This window comes from Streptomyces sp. NPDC059255, assembly GCF_042752355.1.
Lineage (GTDB): Bacteria > Actinomycetota > Actinomycetes > Streptomycetales > Streptomycetaceae > Streptomyces.
This window is the reverse complement of sequence record NZ_JBHYZP010000014.1, coordinates 105,740-121,376: the sequence shown is the minus strand read 5'-3', so window position 1 is coordinate 121,376 and position 15,637 is coordinate 105,740. Positions and strand designations below refer to the sequence as shown.

25 protein-coding genes are annotated in these 15,637 nt (G+C 70.4%); 1 reads left to right on the top strand and 24 read right to left on the bottom strand.

Features of this window, described 5'->3' with window-relative positions; translation table 11 throughout:
* Positions 1–82 precede the first annotated feature (82 nt).
* From ACFXKG_RS18555 to ACFXKG_RS18455, 21 genes are all read right to left on the bottom strand, one after another.
* Positions 83–658, bottom strand: a complete 576-nt coding sequence (locus ACFXKG_RS18555) for a hypothetical protein (protein ID WP_384839665.1) — start codon at positions 656–658, stop codon at positions 83–85.
* 13 nt (positions 659–671) lie between these two features.
* Complete coding sequence (locus ACFXKG_RS18550) at positions 672–1,181, bottom strand: hypothetical protein (RefSeq protein WP_384839662.1); 510 nt, start codon at positions 1,179–1,181, stop codon at positions 672–674.
* An 18-nt stretch (positions 1,182–1,199) separates the two neighbouring features.
* Entirely contained in the window at positions 1,200–2,186 is a 987-nt protein-coding gene (locus tag ACFXKG_RS18545) for a phage tail tube protein (RefSeq protein WP_384839659.1), read from the bottom strand.
* Positions 2,186–2,419 carry a hypothetical protein gene (locus ACFXKG_RS18540; protein WP_384839656.1) on the bottom strand — a complete coding sequence of 78 codons (234 nt, stop codon included), beginning with the start codon at positions 2,417–2,419 and terminating at the stop codon, positions 2,186–2,188. Before ACFXKG_RS18540 ends, ACFXKG_RS18545 begins: the two co-directional genes overlap by 1 nt.
* Before the next feature lie 27 nt (positions 2,420–2,446).
* Entirely contained in the window at positions 2,447–2,914 is a 468-nt protein-coding gene (locus ACFXKG_RS18535; protein WP_384839653.1) for a hypothetical protein, read from the bottom strand.
* Positions 2,914–3,732 carry a hypothetical protein gene (locus ACFXKG_RS18530; protein ID WP_384839650.1) on the bottom strand — a complete coding sequence of 273 codons (819 nt, stop codon included), beginning with the start codon at positions 3,730–3,732 and terminating at the stop codon, positions 2,914–2,916. Before ACFXKG_RS18530 ends, ACFXKG_RS18535 begins: the two co-directional genes overlap by 1 nt.
* 14 nt (positions 3,733–3,746) lie before the next feature.
* Positions 3,747–4,391, bottom strand: coding sequence for a hypothetical protein (locus ACFXKG_RS18525; protein WP_384839647.1), 645 nt, complete (start codon positions 4,389–4,391; stop codon positions 3,747–3,749).
* Complete coding sequence (locus ACFXKG_RS18520) at positions 4,391–4,798, bottom strand: hypothetical protein (protein WP_384839644.1); 408 nt, start codon at positions 4,796–4,798, stop codon at positions 4,391–4,393. Before ACFXKG_RS18520 ends, ACFXKG_RS18525 begins: the two co-directional genes overlap by 1 nt.
* Before the next feature lie 77 nt (positions 4,799–4,875).
* A complete protein-coding gene (locus tag ACFXKG_RS18515) occupies positions 4,876–6,123 on the bottom strand; it encodes a phage major capsid protein (RefSeq protein ID WP_384839641.1) in 1,248 nt (415 codons plus the stop codon).
* Positions 6,124–6,189: 66 nt separating this feature from the next.
* A complete protein-coding gene (locus tag ACFXKG_RS18510) occupies positions 6,190–7,422 on the bottom strand; it encodes an HK97 family phage prohead protease (protein ID WP_384839639.1) in 1,233 nt (410 codons plus the stop codon).
* Positions 7,422–8,780 (bottom strand): phage portal protein, encoded by a 1,359-nt coding sequence (locus tag ACFXKG_RS18505; protein WP_384839636.1) that lies wholly within the window; start codon positions 8,778–8,780, stop codon positions 7,422–7,424. The genes ACFXKG_RS18510 and ACFXKG_RS18505 overlap by 1 nt, the downstream gene beginning before the upstream one ends.
* A 193-nt stretch (positions 8,781–8,973) precedes the next feature.
* Complete coding sequence (locus ACFXKG_RS18500; protein ID WP_384839633.1) at positions 8,974–10,446, bottom strand: terminase; 1,473 nt, start codon at positions 10,444–10,446, stop codon at positions 8,974–8,976.
* A gap of 55 nt (positions 10,447–10,501) precedes the next feature.
* Positions 10,502–10,789 (bottom strand): hypothetical protein, encoded by a 288-nt coding sequence (locus ACFXKG_RS18495; protein WP_384839630.1) that lies wholly within the window; start codon positions 10,787–10,789, stop codon positions 10,502–10,504.
* 272 nt (positions 10,790–11,061) lie between these two features.
* Positions 11,062–11,502 (bottom strand): AAA family ATPase, encoded by a 441-nt coding sequence (locus ACFXKG_RS18490; RefSeq protein WP_384839627.1) that lies wholly within the window; start codon positions 11,500–11,502, stop codon positions 11,062–11,064.
* A gap of 107 nt (positions 11,503–11,609) precedes the next feature.
* Positions 11,610–12,035, bottom strand: coding sequence for a DUF6221 family protein (locus ACFXKG_RS18485; protein ID WP_384839623.1), 426 nt, complete (start codon positions 12,033–12,035; stop codon positions 11,610–11,612).
* 13 nt (positions 12,036–12,048) lie between these two features.
* The gene (locus ACFXKG_RS18480) at positions 12,049–12,315 is read right to left on the bottom strand and encodes a hypothetical protein (protein WP_384839620.1); all 267 of its coding nucleotides are present in this window, start codon (positions 12,313–12,315) and stop codon (positions 12,049–12,051) included.
* The gene (locus ACFXKG_RS18475) at positions 12,312–12,554 is read right to left on the bottom strand and encodes a hypothetical protein (RefSeq protein WP_384839617.1); all 243 of its coding nucleotides are present in this window, start codon (positions 12,552–12,554) and stop codon (positions 12,312–12,314) included. Before ACFXKG_RS18475 ends, ACFXKG_RS18480 begins: the two co-directional genes overlap by 4 nt.
* A 6-nt stretch (positions 12,555–12,560) precedes the next feature.
* Complete coding sequence (locus ACFXKG_RS18470) at positions 12,561–12,845, bottom strand: HNH endonuclease (RefSeq protein ID WP_384839614.1); 285 nt, start codon at positions 12,843–12,845, stop codon at positions 12,561–12,563.
* Between the two features lie 14 nt (positions 12,846–12,859).
* On the bottom strand, positions 12,860–13,195 hold the full coding sequence (locus tag ACFXKG_RS18465; protein WP_384839611.1) for a hypothetical protein: 336 nt from the start codon (positions 13,193–13,195) through the stop codon (positions 12,860–12,862).
* 410 nt (positions 13,196–13,605) lie between these two features.
* Positions 13,606–14,037 (bottom strand): DUF6221 family protein, encoded by a 432-nt coding sequence (locus ACFXKG_RS18460; RefSeq protein ID WP_384839609.1) that lies wholly within the window; start codon positions 14,035–14,037, stop codon positions 13,606–13,608.
* A gap of 28 nt (positions 14,038–14,065) precedes the next feature.
* Complete coding sequence (locus ACFXKG_RS18455; RefSeq protein WP_384839606.1) at positions 14,066–14,272, bottom strand: hypothetical protein; 207 nt, start codon at positions 14,270–14,272, stop codon at positions 14,066–14,068.
* Positions 14,273–14,359: 87 nt separating this feature from the next.
* Between ACFXKG_RS18455 and ACFXKG_RS18450 the strand changes: the two genes are divergently transcribed.
* Complete coding sequence (locus tag ACFXKG_RS18450; RefSeq protein ID WP_384839603.1) at positions 14,360–14,638, top strand: hypothetical protein; 279 nt, start codon at positions 14,360–14,362, stop codon at positions 14,636–14,638.
* An 85-nt stretch (positions 14,639–14,723) separates the two neighbouring features.
* On the opposite strand, the gene ACFXKG_RS18445 is transcribed toward ACFXKG_RS18450, so the two are convergent.
* The 3 genes from ACFXKG_RS18445 to ACFXKG_RS18435 form a co-directional block, all read right to left on the bottom strand.
* The gene (locus ACFXKG_RS18445) at positions 14,724–14,894 is read right to left on the bottom strand and encodes a hypothetical protein (RefSeq protein ID WP_384839600.1); all 171 of its coding nucleotides are present in this window, start codon (positions 14,892–14,894) and stop codon (positions 14,724–14,726) included.
* A 9-nt stretch (positions 14,895–14,903) separates the two neighbouring features.
* Entirely contained in the window at positions 14,904–15,110 is a 207-nt protein-coding gene (locus ACFXKG_RS18440; protein ID WP_384839597.1) for a hypothetical protein, read from the bottom strand.
* A gap of 239 nt (positions 15,111–15,349) precedes the next feature.
* A complete protein-coding gene (locus tag ACFXKG_RS18435) occupies positions 15,350–15,586 on the bottom strand; it encodes a hypothetical protein (protein ID WP_384839594.1) in 237 nt (78 codons plus the stop codon).
* Positions 15,587–15,637: the final 51 nt, after the last annotated feature.

Genomic DNA, 15,637 nt, shown 5'->3' with positions numbered 1-15,637 from the left:
TACTCATCGCCTCCGGACTGCTGGGCCTGGTGGGCATCCATCCAGGCGATGAGGACCTCGAAGTCGTCGACGTACAGGGCGTCTACGGCTGCGGGTGGGATGTGGAGGAGGTGGGCGAAGAGCCCGAGGTACTGCTGCCGGGCGATGTCGATGTCGGGCTCGGGTTCGGGGAGATCTCCACCAGCGGGCCCGCCGACAGGATCTCTACGCGAGGCTCCGGCGCCTGCTCGGACTCCGGGTCTTTTGGGTCCTCGGTCGTCATCTCCGCGATGAGCTGGCGGGCGTACTCCGGGTCGATGCACGCGTCGGGCAGGTCCCGCAGCGCGTGCGCGATCTGCTCCAGCGCCACCTCCGGATCGGCGGCCCGGAGGGCCAGGGCGTTCGTGACGTAGTCCTTCGCCTCGCGGTTGTCGAAGCGGGTGACCAGTTCCTCCACGCCCGGGTCGAATCCGCTCCAGCGGAGCGAGGGGTCCTGGCGCTTCTTGTACGCGAACACCACGGCGCACATCGAGTCGAGGTCGTCGTCCGGCAGCCCGGCCTTGATCTTCGCCCAGGTCTTCCCGGTCACGGACTGAGCCAGCGACGCCTCGGACCGCAGCAGCTTGCGGGCGTCGTAGTGCTCCGGCTGGCCGCCGTCCGGCGTGTACACAACGATCATCGGTTGCTCTCTTTCAGGTCAGTCGGTTGCGCACGTCATCGAGGACGCGGGCCACCTCGCGCTCCATGCGCGGGGTGTGACTGCGGATGGTCTTGTCCCACCACAGGGGGGTGGTGGTCTGGGTGGCCCAGCGGCGCCGGTTCCCGAATACGGGGTGCCGGATGCGGCCGCTGTTGATCACGTCGGGCATGCGTTTCAGGTCCGGCGGGAGAGCGCTCTTGTCCATCCACACGCGGGCGCCCGGGTTGCCGGTCGTACGGACGCTGATCCGGATCGCCGCGGCGAGGGTCGCGCGCAGCGGCCGGCGCGTAGGGGACGGGCCGCCGCGCTTCCCCTGAGCCCGGCCGCTGGAGCGGATCGGCAGGGTGCGCATCGTGTCCTGGAGATCGTCACGCAGCGGCTCGGCCGCATGCCGGATGCGCCGCTGCATGCTGGCCCGGATGTTCTCGTGCCCGGCCGCGCGCAGCTTGCGCTGGAGTATCAGCAGGGTGCCGGTGTTGAGGATGCGGACGTCCTGGACCACGGGGTCACCTCCCGCCGGTCAGAGCGTGATGTCGGTGCTCATGTACTCGATCTTCGGCTGGTTGCTGCCGTCGTAGAGCCCGGTGAAGTTGATCGTGGGCTTGACGACGTCGAACCCTTCGACGGTCGGCGGGGCGTCGTCAATGCGGATCGCGGGCAGGGCGAAGGTGATCCGCTCGTCGAAGGTGCTGGCGATGTTGGCGCCCTTGAACTCCCAGAGCAGGGACGTGGCCGCGTCGCTGGTGTGGAGGTCGTCCAGCACGGTGTCGACATAGTCCATCTCGATCGACCCGGTGATCTTCACCTGGTCGTTCGTGATGGGTTCCTTCTTCAGCGCGGAGCTGTTGGCGTAGAAGCGGTCCACCGACTGAGGCCGCTCGATCTTGATGCTGACCTTGCGGACGCCGTCCCGGGCCGTCTCCGATGCGTAAGCACCGGTCTTCACCGCCATCTGTCCGAAGTGGTACGGACTCATCGCGGGGTAGGTGGCCGTCGCCAGCACCGACGTTTCCTCGCAGTCCTTCGCGTCGATCTCGAACGACGCGGTCAGCATGCCGCCGACCTCACACGAGAACTCGGCGCTGATCACCTTGCAGCCGACGAAGTTCTTCTTCGTGACGACGCCCGTCGTCAACGGCACGCCCTTCTGGATCGTCAGCGACTTGCCCGCGATGTCGGCGAGAAGGTGCGTCTGGAGGTAGGCCGCGGTCGTGGCCTGCTGCACCGGCGTGACGCTGGTTCCCATCAGCGACTGGAGCAGCACGCCCATCGCCTTGTTGGTGACCTCCATGTCGATGCTGCCGGACGCCTCCCGCTGCGTCACCACCCGGCGGGAGGACAGCGGCAGCAACCGGCCCGCCGCGATCCCCGCAGACTGCGCGGTCGTCTTCTTGAGCTGGAGCCCTTCCTTGGTGAACTCCACGAACTTCGTCGGCGCCACGTACGTCCCGTACGTGGACTCCGCCGCGATACCGAGCTGGGCGCCAAGCCCTGATCCGATCGCCATCAGAGGTCAGCTCCCTTCGGCGCGGTCCTGCCCGCGGCCTTCTTCAGCGGCGCGGACACGGGCGCCGGCTCGTTGGTCGTCGGTTCCTCCACGGACTCCCACGCGGCGGGCTGGCAGACGTAGCCCTCGTAGCGGTCGTCCGGTACCTCCACCACCTCGTCCAGGTCGACCTGTCGGCCGCCCAGCTCGGGGACGGTCACGGGCTCCGGCCCGATGTAGCGCACACGCGCCATGATCTCTCCTCGTGTGTTTGGTCGTGGTCAGATGCGGGCGCGGCACGTCACCGTGCCGGTGATGCCCACCCGGGCGCCCTGGTCGGTGGCGATCTGCTGGAGCTGCGCCCGGGTCAGGTGCGCCCACAGCACGGCGCCGCCCAGGGTGGGCGCTTCCGGGTTGGGGCCGGTCGCGCGGATCGCCGTCTCGATGGCGGCCAGCAGCTCGAACGCGCGCGCCCGCCGGGCCGCGATGTCGTCGTCGCCGGACCAGGACTCCACCCAGAACGTGACGCTGAAGTCCTCGTCCCGAGACCGGGCCCCGGCGTACGCGAAGTCCTGGACCAGCTCGGCGCCGCCGTCGCCGCCGGGCGCCCAGCCGACGGCGACCAGGTCGGCGTCGGACATGTCGACGGTCGGCGGTCCGTCGACCACGGTCACCCCGTCCAGGCCCGGGGCGTTGCGGCAGATGTCGAGCAGTGCGGCGATCGCCGCGGGTACAGCGGAGGTCTGCATCACGCGGTCCCTGGTGGTAGCTGGTACGGACTGAGGAGCTGGACGGCCCTGTTGGGGATGGCGTAGCCGAGGCCGGGGATCGGCTCGGACACGTCGAAGTCGTCACCGCCGCCGGTCTGCGGGCGGCCCGGCCCCTGCTGCGTACGCCACAGGTGCCCGAGGATGATGCGGGCCGCACCAGCAATCGACGGCGGCACGACCGGGCGGCCAGCCCGGTAGGTGACGCGCAGCGGCCCGTACAGGTAGCCGGGCCCGGCGAGGAGCTGCACCACTCCGGTCGTGCTGTCCATGGTGAGCTGGACAACGTCGTACGCCCTGCCGCCGGAGTGGACGGGCTGAATGTCGAGGAGTTCGAGGACGGGCGCCTGGCGCAGGGCCAGCGCACGGACCTGCCGCACCTGATGCACTTCGGTGACGGTCCGTACGGTGACGGGCCCGGTGAACCACTCGACCGCGTCGGTGGTGACCTCCAGCCACTGGCGGACGTCCGCGTCCCGGGCGGTGCTCGTCAACTTGAGGTGGGCGCGGGCGTCGGCCATCGACATCACCGCGGTGGCCAGCGTCGGGCGTACGTCGAGGACGTCGGTGTACGCGTGGGCCGGGCCGGTGAACAGCCAGGCCAGGGTGTGCCGTCCGGGCTGGGTGGTGGGGTAGTCGGCCTGGTAGCGGCCGGTGGTGGTCTCCTCGGTGGGCACGGTGGTGCTGGTGCCGTCGGGCAGACCGATAGTCAGGACCGCGGTGGTGGCGGTGGTGAGGGTGCCGCCCGGGTCCCGGCACTCCGCGAACAGGCGCGCCGTCGCGCCAAAGTCGTACGGCACCGCTCACCACCTCCTCATCGGGTCTCGATGCCGTCGCCGCGACCGCCGCCGCGCGAGGTCTCGGCGGCCTTCTCCGCGTCCTCCTGGCGCCCGTTGCGGGCCACGTCGTTGACGCGGGCCTGGTCCAGGACGGCATCCCGCTCCTTACGGATACCGGCCCGGTCCTGCCCGGCCGCTTCCTCCTCGAGCACGCGCAGCGCCTCCTGTTCCCCGGCGGTCGCGAGGTAGGCGAGAACCTCCCGGTTGCTGTGCTCGCCCGGGACGAACACCGCCGGCGCATCCGGGGTATCCGGTTCGTCAGGGCTTTCCGGGTCGTTGACGGGGCCGAGGGCGTCCACGGCGTCCGGGTCGTCCGGGGGCAGGGCGACGGTCACCGACCAGCGCACCCCGGCCAGACTGCCGCCGTCCGGCCCCGGCACGTCGACCTCCTCGACCACAGCGTCCACCACCCGCAGCACCATGCCGTCCACCGTGGTCACGACCGGCGCGAGCTCCGCCGGCCCGAGGACGCTGGTGGCCTCCGGCACGTCGTCCGCCCGTACGGCCCGGTGCCCGTCCGCCCACGCCGCGGCCTGCTCCTCCGGGAGCTCCACCACGTCGCCGGGCACCCACGAGAAGTCGGCGCCCGCGATCGACTCCAGGACGCGGATGCGCGCCATCAGGAGTGCACCACCGGCGCGGTGCGCGGGTTGGCGAGGATGACGACCGCCCCGTACACGCCGCCCGTCGTCGCGGAGGCCACGGTCACATCGACGCGGACGTACCGCTTCATGCCCTTGTAGCCGACGTCCAGGGTGGAGGCGCCGCCCGCCGAGCTGGTCAGCACCGGCTTGGCGCCCTGGAGATCCGACGCAGCCACCGACGTCCAGGTCGAGTTGTCGTCGGACTCCTTGATGTCGATGGTGTGGGTGCCATCGGTGATCGTCCCCGTCGCCACCGTGATCAGCGCGTCCTGGTAGGCCAGACCGTTCTCGGCCCGGTCGACCGATGTTCCGGTGGCCGTGGCCGTACGGGCCGAGAACGGCAGACCGATGCGCGGGCGGATGTTGTTGTACGCGTCCCTCATGGGATCGCTCCTCTCAGGTCAGAACCCCGTACGGCCCGGCGCCCACGTGGGGCCGGGCCGTACGGCGGACGGGGCGGTCAGGATGCCGAGTGCTGGTACATGCGGATCGCGGAGGAGTCCTGGATCATGCCGTCCATGCGGGAGAACCCGAGGAACGCGACCTGGAGGTACTCCGCGTAGCGCTCGACCAGGCGCAGCGTCTGCACAGCCTGGACCTGACGGATGACGTAGCCCGCCTTGAAATCGCCGAACGCGATCGTCTTCGCGGACGCACCCGGCTGGGGCATCGAGTTGTCGAGGGTGTAGCCGAACCCGTTGATCGTGGAGGGGAATCCCGGTGCGGGGATCGGCACCCACAGGGGGCGGCCCTGGGTGTCCTTCAGCTTCCGGATCAGCTTGAGTGTGCTGTCGTGCATCAGGTACTGGGCGCCAGGCCGGTACGCGGAGTCGACCGAGTGCTCCAGGTCCACGAGGTCGTCGTAGACGAGGCTGGTGGTCTGCCCGTTGGCGCCCACCTTCCCAACGACCGCGCCGGTGGTCAGGCCCTCCGGCTGGTCCACGCCCGTGCCCGTGGTCCACGCCCTGGCTGCGCGCCGGCCGATGCGCTCGCCAAGCTTCTTCGGCACCCACGAGTCGAGCGGGAACGCGGAGTCCTGGAGCAGCGCCATCGACAGCTTGACCTGCTTGGAAGAGAAGATGTGCGCCTTGAGGGTCTTCCCCCCGAGCATGAGGTCCTGCTCGCCGGCGGGCTGGTTCTCGCCCAGGATCTCGCCCTCGTTGCCGGTGTCGTCGTTCGTCGGCCACTTCAGATCGGCGCCGGTCCCGGTCGGGATGACCTCGGCCAGACCGAGCAGACCACCGAACGCCTTCATCGTCTCGGTCATGACGTTGCGGAACTCGTCCGGAACGGTGAACCCGCCGGCCGTGTCGATGCCCGCGCCCATCGCGCGCAGGTCGACTTCGTTGTCCATCATCAGGTTGCGCTGGTCCGGGCTGAGCCGGTCCATGCCGCCGCGCAGGTAGATGCCGAACGCGTCCGCGTACCGCTTAGCCTTCTCCTCCCGGTCGCCGCTGCGACGGTCCTCGGGCTCGCCGGTGGCGGTGACGATCTGGCTGCGGTCGATCTTCTCCAGCGCGGCCATCTTCGTCATGCGGTCGATGTCGGCGCCGATCTCGGTGAGTCGCGCTTCGGCGGCGTCCCAGTTGGTGCGCTCCTCGGCAGTGAGGTCGCGGCCGTCGGTCTCGGCGGCGGACCTGATGTCGAGCATCCGCTGCCACGTCTTGTTCTGCTCCTCGACCAGGCGAGTGAGCTGGGATGTGGGCACAGGGCCCTCCGTTCTGTGGGCATGCCGAACGCCCGGCCGGTGTGGGCCGGGTGTCGGGTGAGTCGGTTACTGGGTGAGGCCGTAGCGGGCGGCCAGCCCGCTCATGGCCAGATCGACCGAGGCGCGTGACAGGCGAGTGGCAGCGGCCGGCTCGACTGGCGTGGTCTCGGTATCCGTCGTGCTGGTCTCGCGAGTGGACTCACCCGGCTCGCTCTCAACCTGCTTGAGTTCTGGGGCCTTGATCCCGGCGTCCTTGAGGTGCCTGGCCAGGTGCTTGTAGACCGCCTGGCGGTCCTCGTCGGGGAGCGTCGTGCCGCCCCGGGCACCGTTCAGTACGCCGATCGCGGTGGTGCACGCCACCGTCGACGCGGCGCCGACGTCGCCGTCCACGCCGACGAAGTGGTGGATGAACCGGTACGAGGCCTTCGCCGCGGCGTCGCCGTCCGGGTCGACCCAGGCGTGCGCCAGCCGCAGCGCCTCCTCGTCCGCCGGCAGATCGCGCGCGTTGGCCGGTCCGTCCCATGCGGCGTCCGACGTACCGGTGGAGTGCACGGCGATCGCCGCCCGCACTTCGGCCACCGGCTCCGCCTGCACCGGTGCGGGCGCCGCGTCCTGGCGGTCGTCGCCGTCGACCAGGCGCAGGAGGTCGCGCAGCTCCGGCCGCCACACGGCCCGCCGCTCGATCGCCGCGGCGTCCCCGCGCCGCACCAGCGCGGAGCGCACCGAGGCGAGTTCGGCCTCGGTGTCCTCGTACGCAGGGAACGTCACCGCGGACACCTCGATGAGGCGGACCTCGAGGATGCGGCGTACCTCCACGTCGGCGGTCTGCCCGTCGGACGTGGTCACGGTCTCCGTGGTCCAGTCGTCCTTGACGACGTAGAACCCGAAGCTCATGCCGGTGACGTTCTTGATCCTGATGTTGATCTTCAGGTCGGACACGTAGGACAGGCCCGTGTCGAGGGCGGAGTCGACCGCTAGGCCGCGCGCGTCCTCCGCCAGGAGCAGCGAGCCGGCCGACACCCGCGACACGACGTAGTACGAGTCGTGGTCGATGAGCATCCGCGCATCACCCTCGGTGAGGGTCTTGGTGAACGCGGACGGGGCGATCTCCTCGTAGAACCCCCAGCGCAGCGGGTTCCCGATCGCCGTCCGGGAGTTGAACACCGCGGCGTACCCGTTGAACCTCTCCGCGCCGTCGGCGCCGTCCTGGCCGTCGTCGGCGCGCAGGGAGACCTCCGCCGTGGACAGCGGCAGATGGCGGCGCTCCTCGGTCGTCGTTGCCCTGGTCAGAGTCCTCATCAGGCGTCGCCTTCCTCGGTGTCGTCAACGGCCTCCGGCCGGTGTGCGTCGGTCTCGTCGGGGGTCTGCAGGAGGCGGTGCGCCTCGGCCATGAGCGCCGCCGCACGGGCCGCGTTGCTACCGACGGCCGGGGCGCCCTCCGCGTTGCGTGCGAGGGGGTTGGAGCCGAGGGGCGCCATGTACAGCGGCTGCAACCGCAGGTCGCCCTCCGGGCCGTCGATCGGGGGCAGGTCCTCCAGGTCGAGGATCTGGTTGGCGGTGTAGGCGCCCACGTCCCTCATGGCCCGGTAGAACGTCGCCCGCGCCGCGCTGTCCCCCCGCAGCAACCCTCCGAGCTGGTACTTCGCGTACAGGTCGCGCGGCAGCAGCTCCTTGGTGATGCGCTGCTCGGTGGGCGTCAGCCAGGTGGGCGCGAGGTCCCAGGTCACGAAACCCTGCGCCTGCTGCTCCAGCCCGGTGCCCCAACTCGTTGACTTCTCCGTCGCCATCAGGAGGAACGGCGGGACACCGAACATCCTCGCGATCTCGACCACACCGAACTGTCTGGACTCCAGGAACTGGGCGTCCGTGTTCGGCATCGCGACCGGCTTGAAGGAGGCGCCAGAGTCCAGGACCGCCACCTCATGGCTGTTGGCGACCCCGGACATCTTGGCCTTCCACCGCGACTTGAGGGCTTCGGCCTGGTCGAAGTTCAGCCGCTGCTCGGTCTGGAGCACGCCGCCGATGAGGTTTCCCGAGCCGAACAGCCGGGCAGCGCTCTTCTCCGCCGCCTGCGCCAGGCCGATGCCCTGCGCGGCGAGCCGCACCGGCGAGCAGCCCGTCAGCCCGTCGTAGCCGACACCGGGGATGTGCAGGATCTCCCGCGACGTCAGGACGTGCTGGACACCCCAGTCGTCCGTGACCTGGAAGAGCTTCCCGCCGGGCAGTTCGTCGGACGGCCGTACGCGCTCGACCTGGACCCGGTCCGGTGTGACCGGCCACAGCTCCTGTACCTGCCCGGCGCCGTCGCGGACCTTCTGCACGTAGCCGTTACCCCAGAGCACCCGGTGCGCGTAGGCCAGGCGCCAGACCTCCAGCGGCGTCAGCTCCGGGTGCGGATCCTTCAGCAGGTCCGTCGGCACCTTGGTCCGCGTGCCGTCCCTGTACGTGGGCAGAGGCAACGCCGCGGACACCCCGGAGATCAGCCCGACCGCCCGCCACACCGCTGGCATCCGCAGACTCGTACGCTCGCTGACCGAGACGCCGGCGTCGACCGCCTGCCCGCCGAGGTAGTCCAGCAGCGCGGAGGAGGTGAGCGGCTGCGCAGGGTTCTCCAGCGCCCGCCGCTGCTGCCCCTCGAACAGCCCGAAGAGACTCATCGCTGCCGCTCACCTCCCCCTGCTTCCCCACCGTGCCGCCGCCCAGCGGCACGCCTCTCAGCCGACGCGCGTTCGCACGCCAGCACACCCAGGACCCCGCCCGCCACCAGGGCGGCCGGGACGCTCCACAGCCCCACCCCGACCAGTACGGCCAGGACGAACACCACCTCACACACAGTGAGAACACGCTCCGTCACCACAGGTTCGGTGCCCCTTCCGGCTCCAGATGCGCCCGCTCGCCGTGGGCCCACGCTGCGTGCGTGACACCCACCAGCGGGCTGATGTCGACCTGCACGCCACGGCGCGCCCAGGCCCAGCCGTCCCCGACCGCGCGCCGGTCCGCGCCCGCGAGAGCGGTGGCCACCGGCGCCTGGTCCAGGTGCGCGAGCCGCTCCTCGCCGATCGCGTCGATGAACTGCCCGTACGCCGCGGCGACGTCGCGGGTCGTCATCTCGACCAGCAGGTGGCCCAGGCCGCGCTCCTCCAGCGCGGTGCGGATCGCCGTCATGAGGGACGCGGCCGGCCCGCCCTTGTCGACGGCGACCGCACACGGCTTGTGCTTGCCGACCATCTCCATGAGCCGCTCGACCACCCAGCCGGTGCCGGGCCGGTGCTCGGGTACCTCGATCTGGATCCGGGGGAACTCCTGGCCCTGGTCGTCACGGCCGGGCACGTCGGCGACGCTGGCCGAGCAGATCGCCGCGTGCGACCGCTCGGGCGTCACGTCGACCGCGAACGCCACGGGGTCGACCATCTGCGACGTATGGTCCGTCAGCGCCCGCCACGCGTCCTCGGAGACGATTCGCCAGCCGTCCTCCTCCTCGACCGGGTACGAGCCCACGCCGAGGCGCTCACGGGCGAAGCCCTCCGTGCTCATCATCCGCCGCTCGTTCTCCGTCTTCTCCAGCGTGAGCCGGTAGCCGATGCCCGGGTTCGACTTGAGTACCGCCTCGTCCGACGCGGGGTCGTCGTGGTCGGCGCAGTCCGGCGGGCACTCCTGTACGTGCGGGTCGATGGACCACTCCAGGTACACCAGCGACGGGTCCGGCGTGCCCGACTCGGCTGCGGCCAGGGCGCGCCGCCGCAGCCGGGCCAGCTGCACGGAGGGCGCGCCGACGCCGGCGCTGCCGAGGTACCAGATCTGCGGGTCGTCGATCGCCGACATGGTGGGCCCGAGGGCGTCCATCTCGTCGTCGCCGAGGAACATGTCCTCGTCCATCACGTTGCAGTCGCCGGTGAAGCCCCGGCCCGAGCCTCGCGAGCGGGCGATGAACCGCAGGACCTGGCCCGAGTGGAGCTCGATGTACTCCTGGCCCACCGTCTTGCGATACTGCTTGACACGTTTATGCAGGTCAGGGGTCTGACGGATCAGACGTTCGATCCGCTTGTACGCCTGCATCGCGGTCTTGAACTCGTGCGCGCTGTGGAGGATCAGCTCCTCGCCGCCGATGAACAGGCCCCACAGCTCCCGGGCCTCGGCGACCCCGCCCTTGCCGTTCTGGCGCGGGACGTTGACACAGATCTCGAACGCGGCCCACCGGCCGTCGGCGTCCTCGCCCATGCCCTGGCGGAGGATGAACTGCTGCCACGGGTCCAGCTCGAGGCCGGCCCGCAGGGCCAGGTCGATGGCCTCCTGGCCCGCCGACGAACGCAGCGTAGCGGGCACGGTCTGGATCCGCGGACGCTGCGCGCCGTAGAGGGCGGCGCGGCGCCCCGGAGGTCTACCCGTCGCCGGTGCCCGTACGGCCGTACGCCTCTGACCTGCGCTTTTCTCGCTGACGCCGGATGTCATCGACAGGATCACCCGCTTCCTTAACGGGCGCCAGGGCGCGCAGCTTGATCATGATCGCCGCAAGCTTGTCGGCAACTACCGCCTGTGACGTCGGGGCTTCACCCGCGGGGATGGCGTCGAGGGCGGTGGCGAGGCGGATCGCGACGGCCGCGAGGCCGGGCGCGGTGTCCGCGGCGCCGAGCTGTTTGATCTCCGCGCGCACTTGCCGAGCCACCATGATCATTCGCCTCCCGTCACTCATAGCAATGTCACTCGGAGTGACGTTGGGTGATCATGGCGGCAAGATCGTTTGACGGTTCATGATCATTTAGTGCCTAGGTCGAGCTTTGGGGAAATGATCTTTGAATCGGGCGCGCAAAAAACCGGGCGACAAGGGCGTTTGGGTCGCCCGCTCCGGCCCTGAACTTTTGATCCACTCTCTCCCCGAAGCGTGATCATCGAGCGCTGATGATCACCGGCCGGGGCCGCGCCGGGGGCGCCCGGCGCAGCTCACCACTCCCGGGATGCCTGCCGGGTGACGGGGCGTGAACCACCCTTGCGATGCTGGGCGTACCAGCGGGTGACCACCGCCTCCATGGCGGGCTGCCGCATGTCCCGTACGCGTTGACGAACGATCGCTTCGCCTGGATCTACAACGACGATGCGCGCGCCGAGTCGCTTGTAGCGGGCGCGAGCCTTGGCCTGGGGCATGGTGTGGATCACGTACACGTCCACGGTGTCCAGCACCTTCTCCGCCTCGTACAGGGCCGCCTGGCGGGCGCGGTGCACGACGCGCAGCAGCTCGGGTGTGTGCGCGTGGTGATCGGCGCCGGGACCGGCCATCGCCAGGGCCATGAGGTCGAGGTCGATGACGATGTCCGACGGCTTGGCGTGCGCCCGGATCCACGCCGACTTGCCCGCGCCGGGCGGGCCGGTGATCACGTACAGCACGGGCAACTCTTGGGCGGCGGGGGTGGCGGGGGCGGTGGCGGTGCCGGTGAGCGACGGGGGGTGAGGGTGGCCTTCTGGGTCATGCCCGCCTCCGGGAGGCTCGGGCCCTACGGCCGCCATGCCGGGCGGTAGTCGGGGTGGTCGGCGTAGGCCAGGGCGAGATGCCGGAACACGGCGGTCAGGTGTGCGCGTTGCATGCGAGCCGTGTACGTGTTGAACGAGTCGGGGAGGGCCGCACTCGTCTCGGGTTCCTCGTACTGCTTGAGCAGACCGCGATGGGCCTCAACGCTGCGTACGGCGCGGGCCGGATCGTGGCGGGCGATGTGTCGAGCCACCGCCTCGTCGTCGGCCGCCTGCGGGGTCACTTCCGTGACGCCTTCGTCTGCGCGGTCGATGATGACCCATCGTCCGTCGTGCTGCTCGCGGTGGTGCGCCGTCCAGTGGCTACCGTCCCACTCGTCCCACGAGGCTGCCAGGGCAGCCCGCTCGTCTTCGTCAAGGCGGTGCCGGAGGAACTTCACCAGGTCGTCCATGCCGTCCATGGTGTCACCAGCGGCGCGGGTGTGGCGCGGGCCGTCCGATGCAGGTGGGGTTGTGGCGGCCGAGGACGCGGCAGGCGATGCGGCGTGGCGTGACGTAGGCGAACTCGCGGGGCTCGTGCAGGGCGTAGCCGAGCCACCAGGAGAGGCCGGTACGGGCCGTCCAGGCGGAGTTGCGGGACGTGATGGGCGTGAGGATGCGGAGCCGCGGGTTGTCCATCGAGTTGGCGAAGCGCTGCTTGAGCGCGGCGTGGTCGTCGTCCGACTTGGTCACGGCCCGTACTCCTTGCGGTGGTCGGGGCGGTCGTCCTGCCGCTCGACTCGTGCGCCGTGGAGCGGGTCTCCGGGGCTGCGGTCCTCGAGCAGGGCGTCGACTGAGACGGCGATGGTGCACACGGTGGGCTCGTCCGGGTGGTGGACGCAGACGAACCCGTCTGCGAACTCGGCTCCGGGCCACGCGCGGCCGTCGGTCAGGCGGACGAGGAACGGGCGGGCAGGCGGCGGTACGTCCATGGTCACTCACCATCTCCGGGAGGTGCGGGGCTGCCGTACGGCTGTGCGGTTGCCGCGGGCGCTGTTGCATCGGCGGTGCGCGGAGCGGGCGTTGGCGGGGTCCAGGAGGACGCCGCCGAGGCTGAGGGGGACGAGGTGGTCGAGGGTGAAGGCGTCCGGGTGGCGGCCTGCCTCGGGGCCGCGGATCTCGTAGGCGATGTTGTGGCCGCAGATCCAGCACGGGAGGCCGAGGGCGCGCTGTACGGCGCAGAGGCGGCGGTAGGGGCGCCCGTTGCGCGGGTTGCCGGCCACGGGCGCCTCCTGGGCTACTGCTGGTTGTCTTTGGCCTCTTCGGCTTGCCGTTCCAGTTCGTCGCGGGCGTTCTTGTTGAGCTGCTGGTTGACGGCGAAGACGATGTCGACGTAGTCGCCGGGGTCGAGGTGCGTGCACTCCGTTGGCATCGGCCAGTCGGCGTCGGTGCCCGCTTCCCGGGCGGCTGAGTCGGCGTCGTACACGGCGTCGGTGCACGCCTGGGCTGCCTCCTCGGAGGAGAGGGCGGCCGAAGCGCTGGCGCTGGTCTCGGGTACCGGAGTGTTCTCGGTGCTCCCGCAGGCGGTGAGCGTGACGAGCAGGGCCGCGACGACGGCGAGTTGGGCGCGCATGGTTCCCCCTGGGATGGTGCCGCTGAGGGGAGCATGGTGTCGCGTGAGGGTCGGGCCTGTCCGGCGGGTGACCGTGCCGTTACACGGCGAGCGGCCCGCTGGGTGGTCCCGGAGACAGCGATGCCCCGCTCGTTGGCGGGGCTTCTGCGTCCGGGCACTCCGGACGTGCCCCCAGAATGCGGCAGGAGATCACGCAGAGTCAAGCGGCGGTGGATACGGTCCGTGCTCCGCCGGGCATGGGTACGGCCCCGCCGCGGGGGTTCGGCGGGGCCGTACGGCCGACGGCGCAGCAGGACGGGAAGGTCCTCGCGCGCGGGAAGTCGTGCGAGCCCTGCCGCGCCGCCGGTTGCGTCACGCTACGCCCGGCGATGGCCGGATGTCACCCCTCATGCGCGGGGTTGTCCCACCGTCTACGGTCGCCACTCCGAGCGGTGGTCGGGGTGGTCGGCCCACACGGTGGCGATGCGGAGGCAGGTCTCCCGCAGGGCGTCGCGGCGAGCCTGCCAGTAGGCGGCCTGGTCCGCGTCCGGCTGCGCCCAAAGGGCGATCTCGTACTCGTCGACGGTCGTTCGGTACGCCTGGATCTCCCGTAGGACGCGGGCCGGGTCGTGGCGGACGATGTGGGCCGCTTGCGCGGTAGGCACCGGGTCCGCTGTGAAGTGCCCGATCAGTACCGGCTGCGCCGCGGTGCCTTGCGCGATCAGCGAGTGGGGCTCTTCTCTGCCGGTCCATTCGTCCAGGGACCAGTGGGCGGCCGGGTGCAGTACGCCCGATGCGATCACGGCTGCCGCCTCGTCCTCGGCGAGCCGGGCCCGCAGGAAGTCCACCAGGTCGTCGCTCATGCCCTCAGTCTCTCGCGGGGCGGCCGGTTCACAGGGCGTCCCAGGGGAGGTCTCTGACCCATCGCCAGACGCTTGCCTCATCCGGGGCGTAGAGGGATCGGCCGCCGGGGTACTGGCCGTGGTCGCTGATGATCGCGGTCCACGGGTCGGGGTCGGTGAGGTCTACGGGTACGTGCTCGCCGTCGAGGGGGCCGCCGTGGAGCTCGACTTCCACGGTGCTGGTGGGCTCGGTCATGGCCCCATGGTGGCGCAGCGGAGTCCGGCTGCGGGCGGGTATGGCGAAGGCCCTGCCGTTAGCGATGACGTCGGGCAGGGTGGGTGCATGCAGCTCGTGGATTACGCAGGTACGGGTGAGGGGTGCGTCCTCTGTGGCACTCTCGCGCCGTTCGTCAGCGACGAGGACTTCGTGGCCCACTACGCCACGCACAGTCCGAGCGAGCTGGCCTTCGTGCTGCTGCACTACAAGGCGGTCATCCAGCACGCCCTGGTCGTGGTCGATGAGCCAGGGGGTATTCGGACCGAGCGGCATATGGACGAGATCATCGCCGCCGTCGACCACACGGCCCTCCGCTCTCCGGGCCGCGTGGTCCCGCGCAAGTAGCCGTCGCGTTGGGAACAGGCGGGTATGGGTGAGCCCCGCCGGCGGGGGGTGACGGCGGGGCTCAGATTCCAGTGGCGGGCGTCGCTCAGATGTCCCCGCGGTCAGCGTGCCGGGCGAGCGCCTCAGCGTCGGTGATGATGCCCGCCTCGTTGTCGCTCACGATGCCGTTGTACTCGGCTTCGTCACATGCCTCGCACTCGCCGCACTCCTCGTCGGGCTTGATGGCGCCGCAGTCCGGCGCGAAGCGTTTGCTCATGTCAGTTCCTCATTCCGTGTCGGGGTCTGGTGAGGTGGAGCCGGTGTCGAGCTGGAGGTAGCTGCGCCCGCCGGAGTAGGGCCGGGGCGTGGTGACGGTGAACTCGCGTCGCAGCGCTTCCAGGACGATCTCGGTGGTGGCTTCGTCGGCCACGATGCGGATGTCTGCGATGCCCGGCAGGGTGGTCTGTTCGCGGCGGGGGCGAGGTGGGGTCATATGGTCATCGTCTCCTCGGGCGGGTGCTGTGCGGGTGGGATTGAGCGGTTCTCACCCGCAGGGGAAATGGCTGGGCGGGTAGTGGCCGGCGTGCGTCGGGCAGTAGTCGAGCGTCGGGCTGGTGTACCGGAGGACGGTGGCGATCGCCTGAGCGAATGTCATGATGCGGTTCCTGTTTCCTGGTGGGTGATGGGGCCCGGGGCGGCCGTTCGCCTGGCAGTGAGCCGGCCGCCCCGGGGTCAGAGCTGGTTGAGCTCCAGGGAGAAGAAGAGGACGCTGCCGCCCTCCGTGTCCGGGTTCCGGCGGGCGTGCTCCTCGCGGATCGCCTCGAAGGCGTCGTGGCGACTCCAGGCCGGGGGCAGGGTGATGAAGCCGTGCATGTCGGCGATCGCGAAGCCGCCGCCTCCAAGGAGAGGCTTCTGAATGGTGATGACGAAGTGGTGCGTGCCCTGCGGGGCGTCGGTCTGCTGAGTCACGGTGGGTGCCTCTCGGTGAGGTAGACCGGCGGTAGATCCGCCGGGAGATCA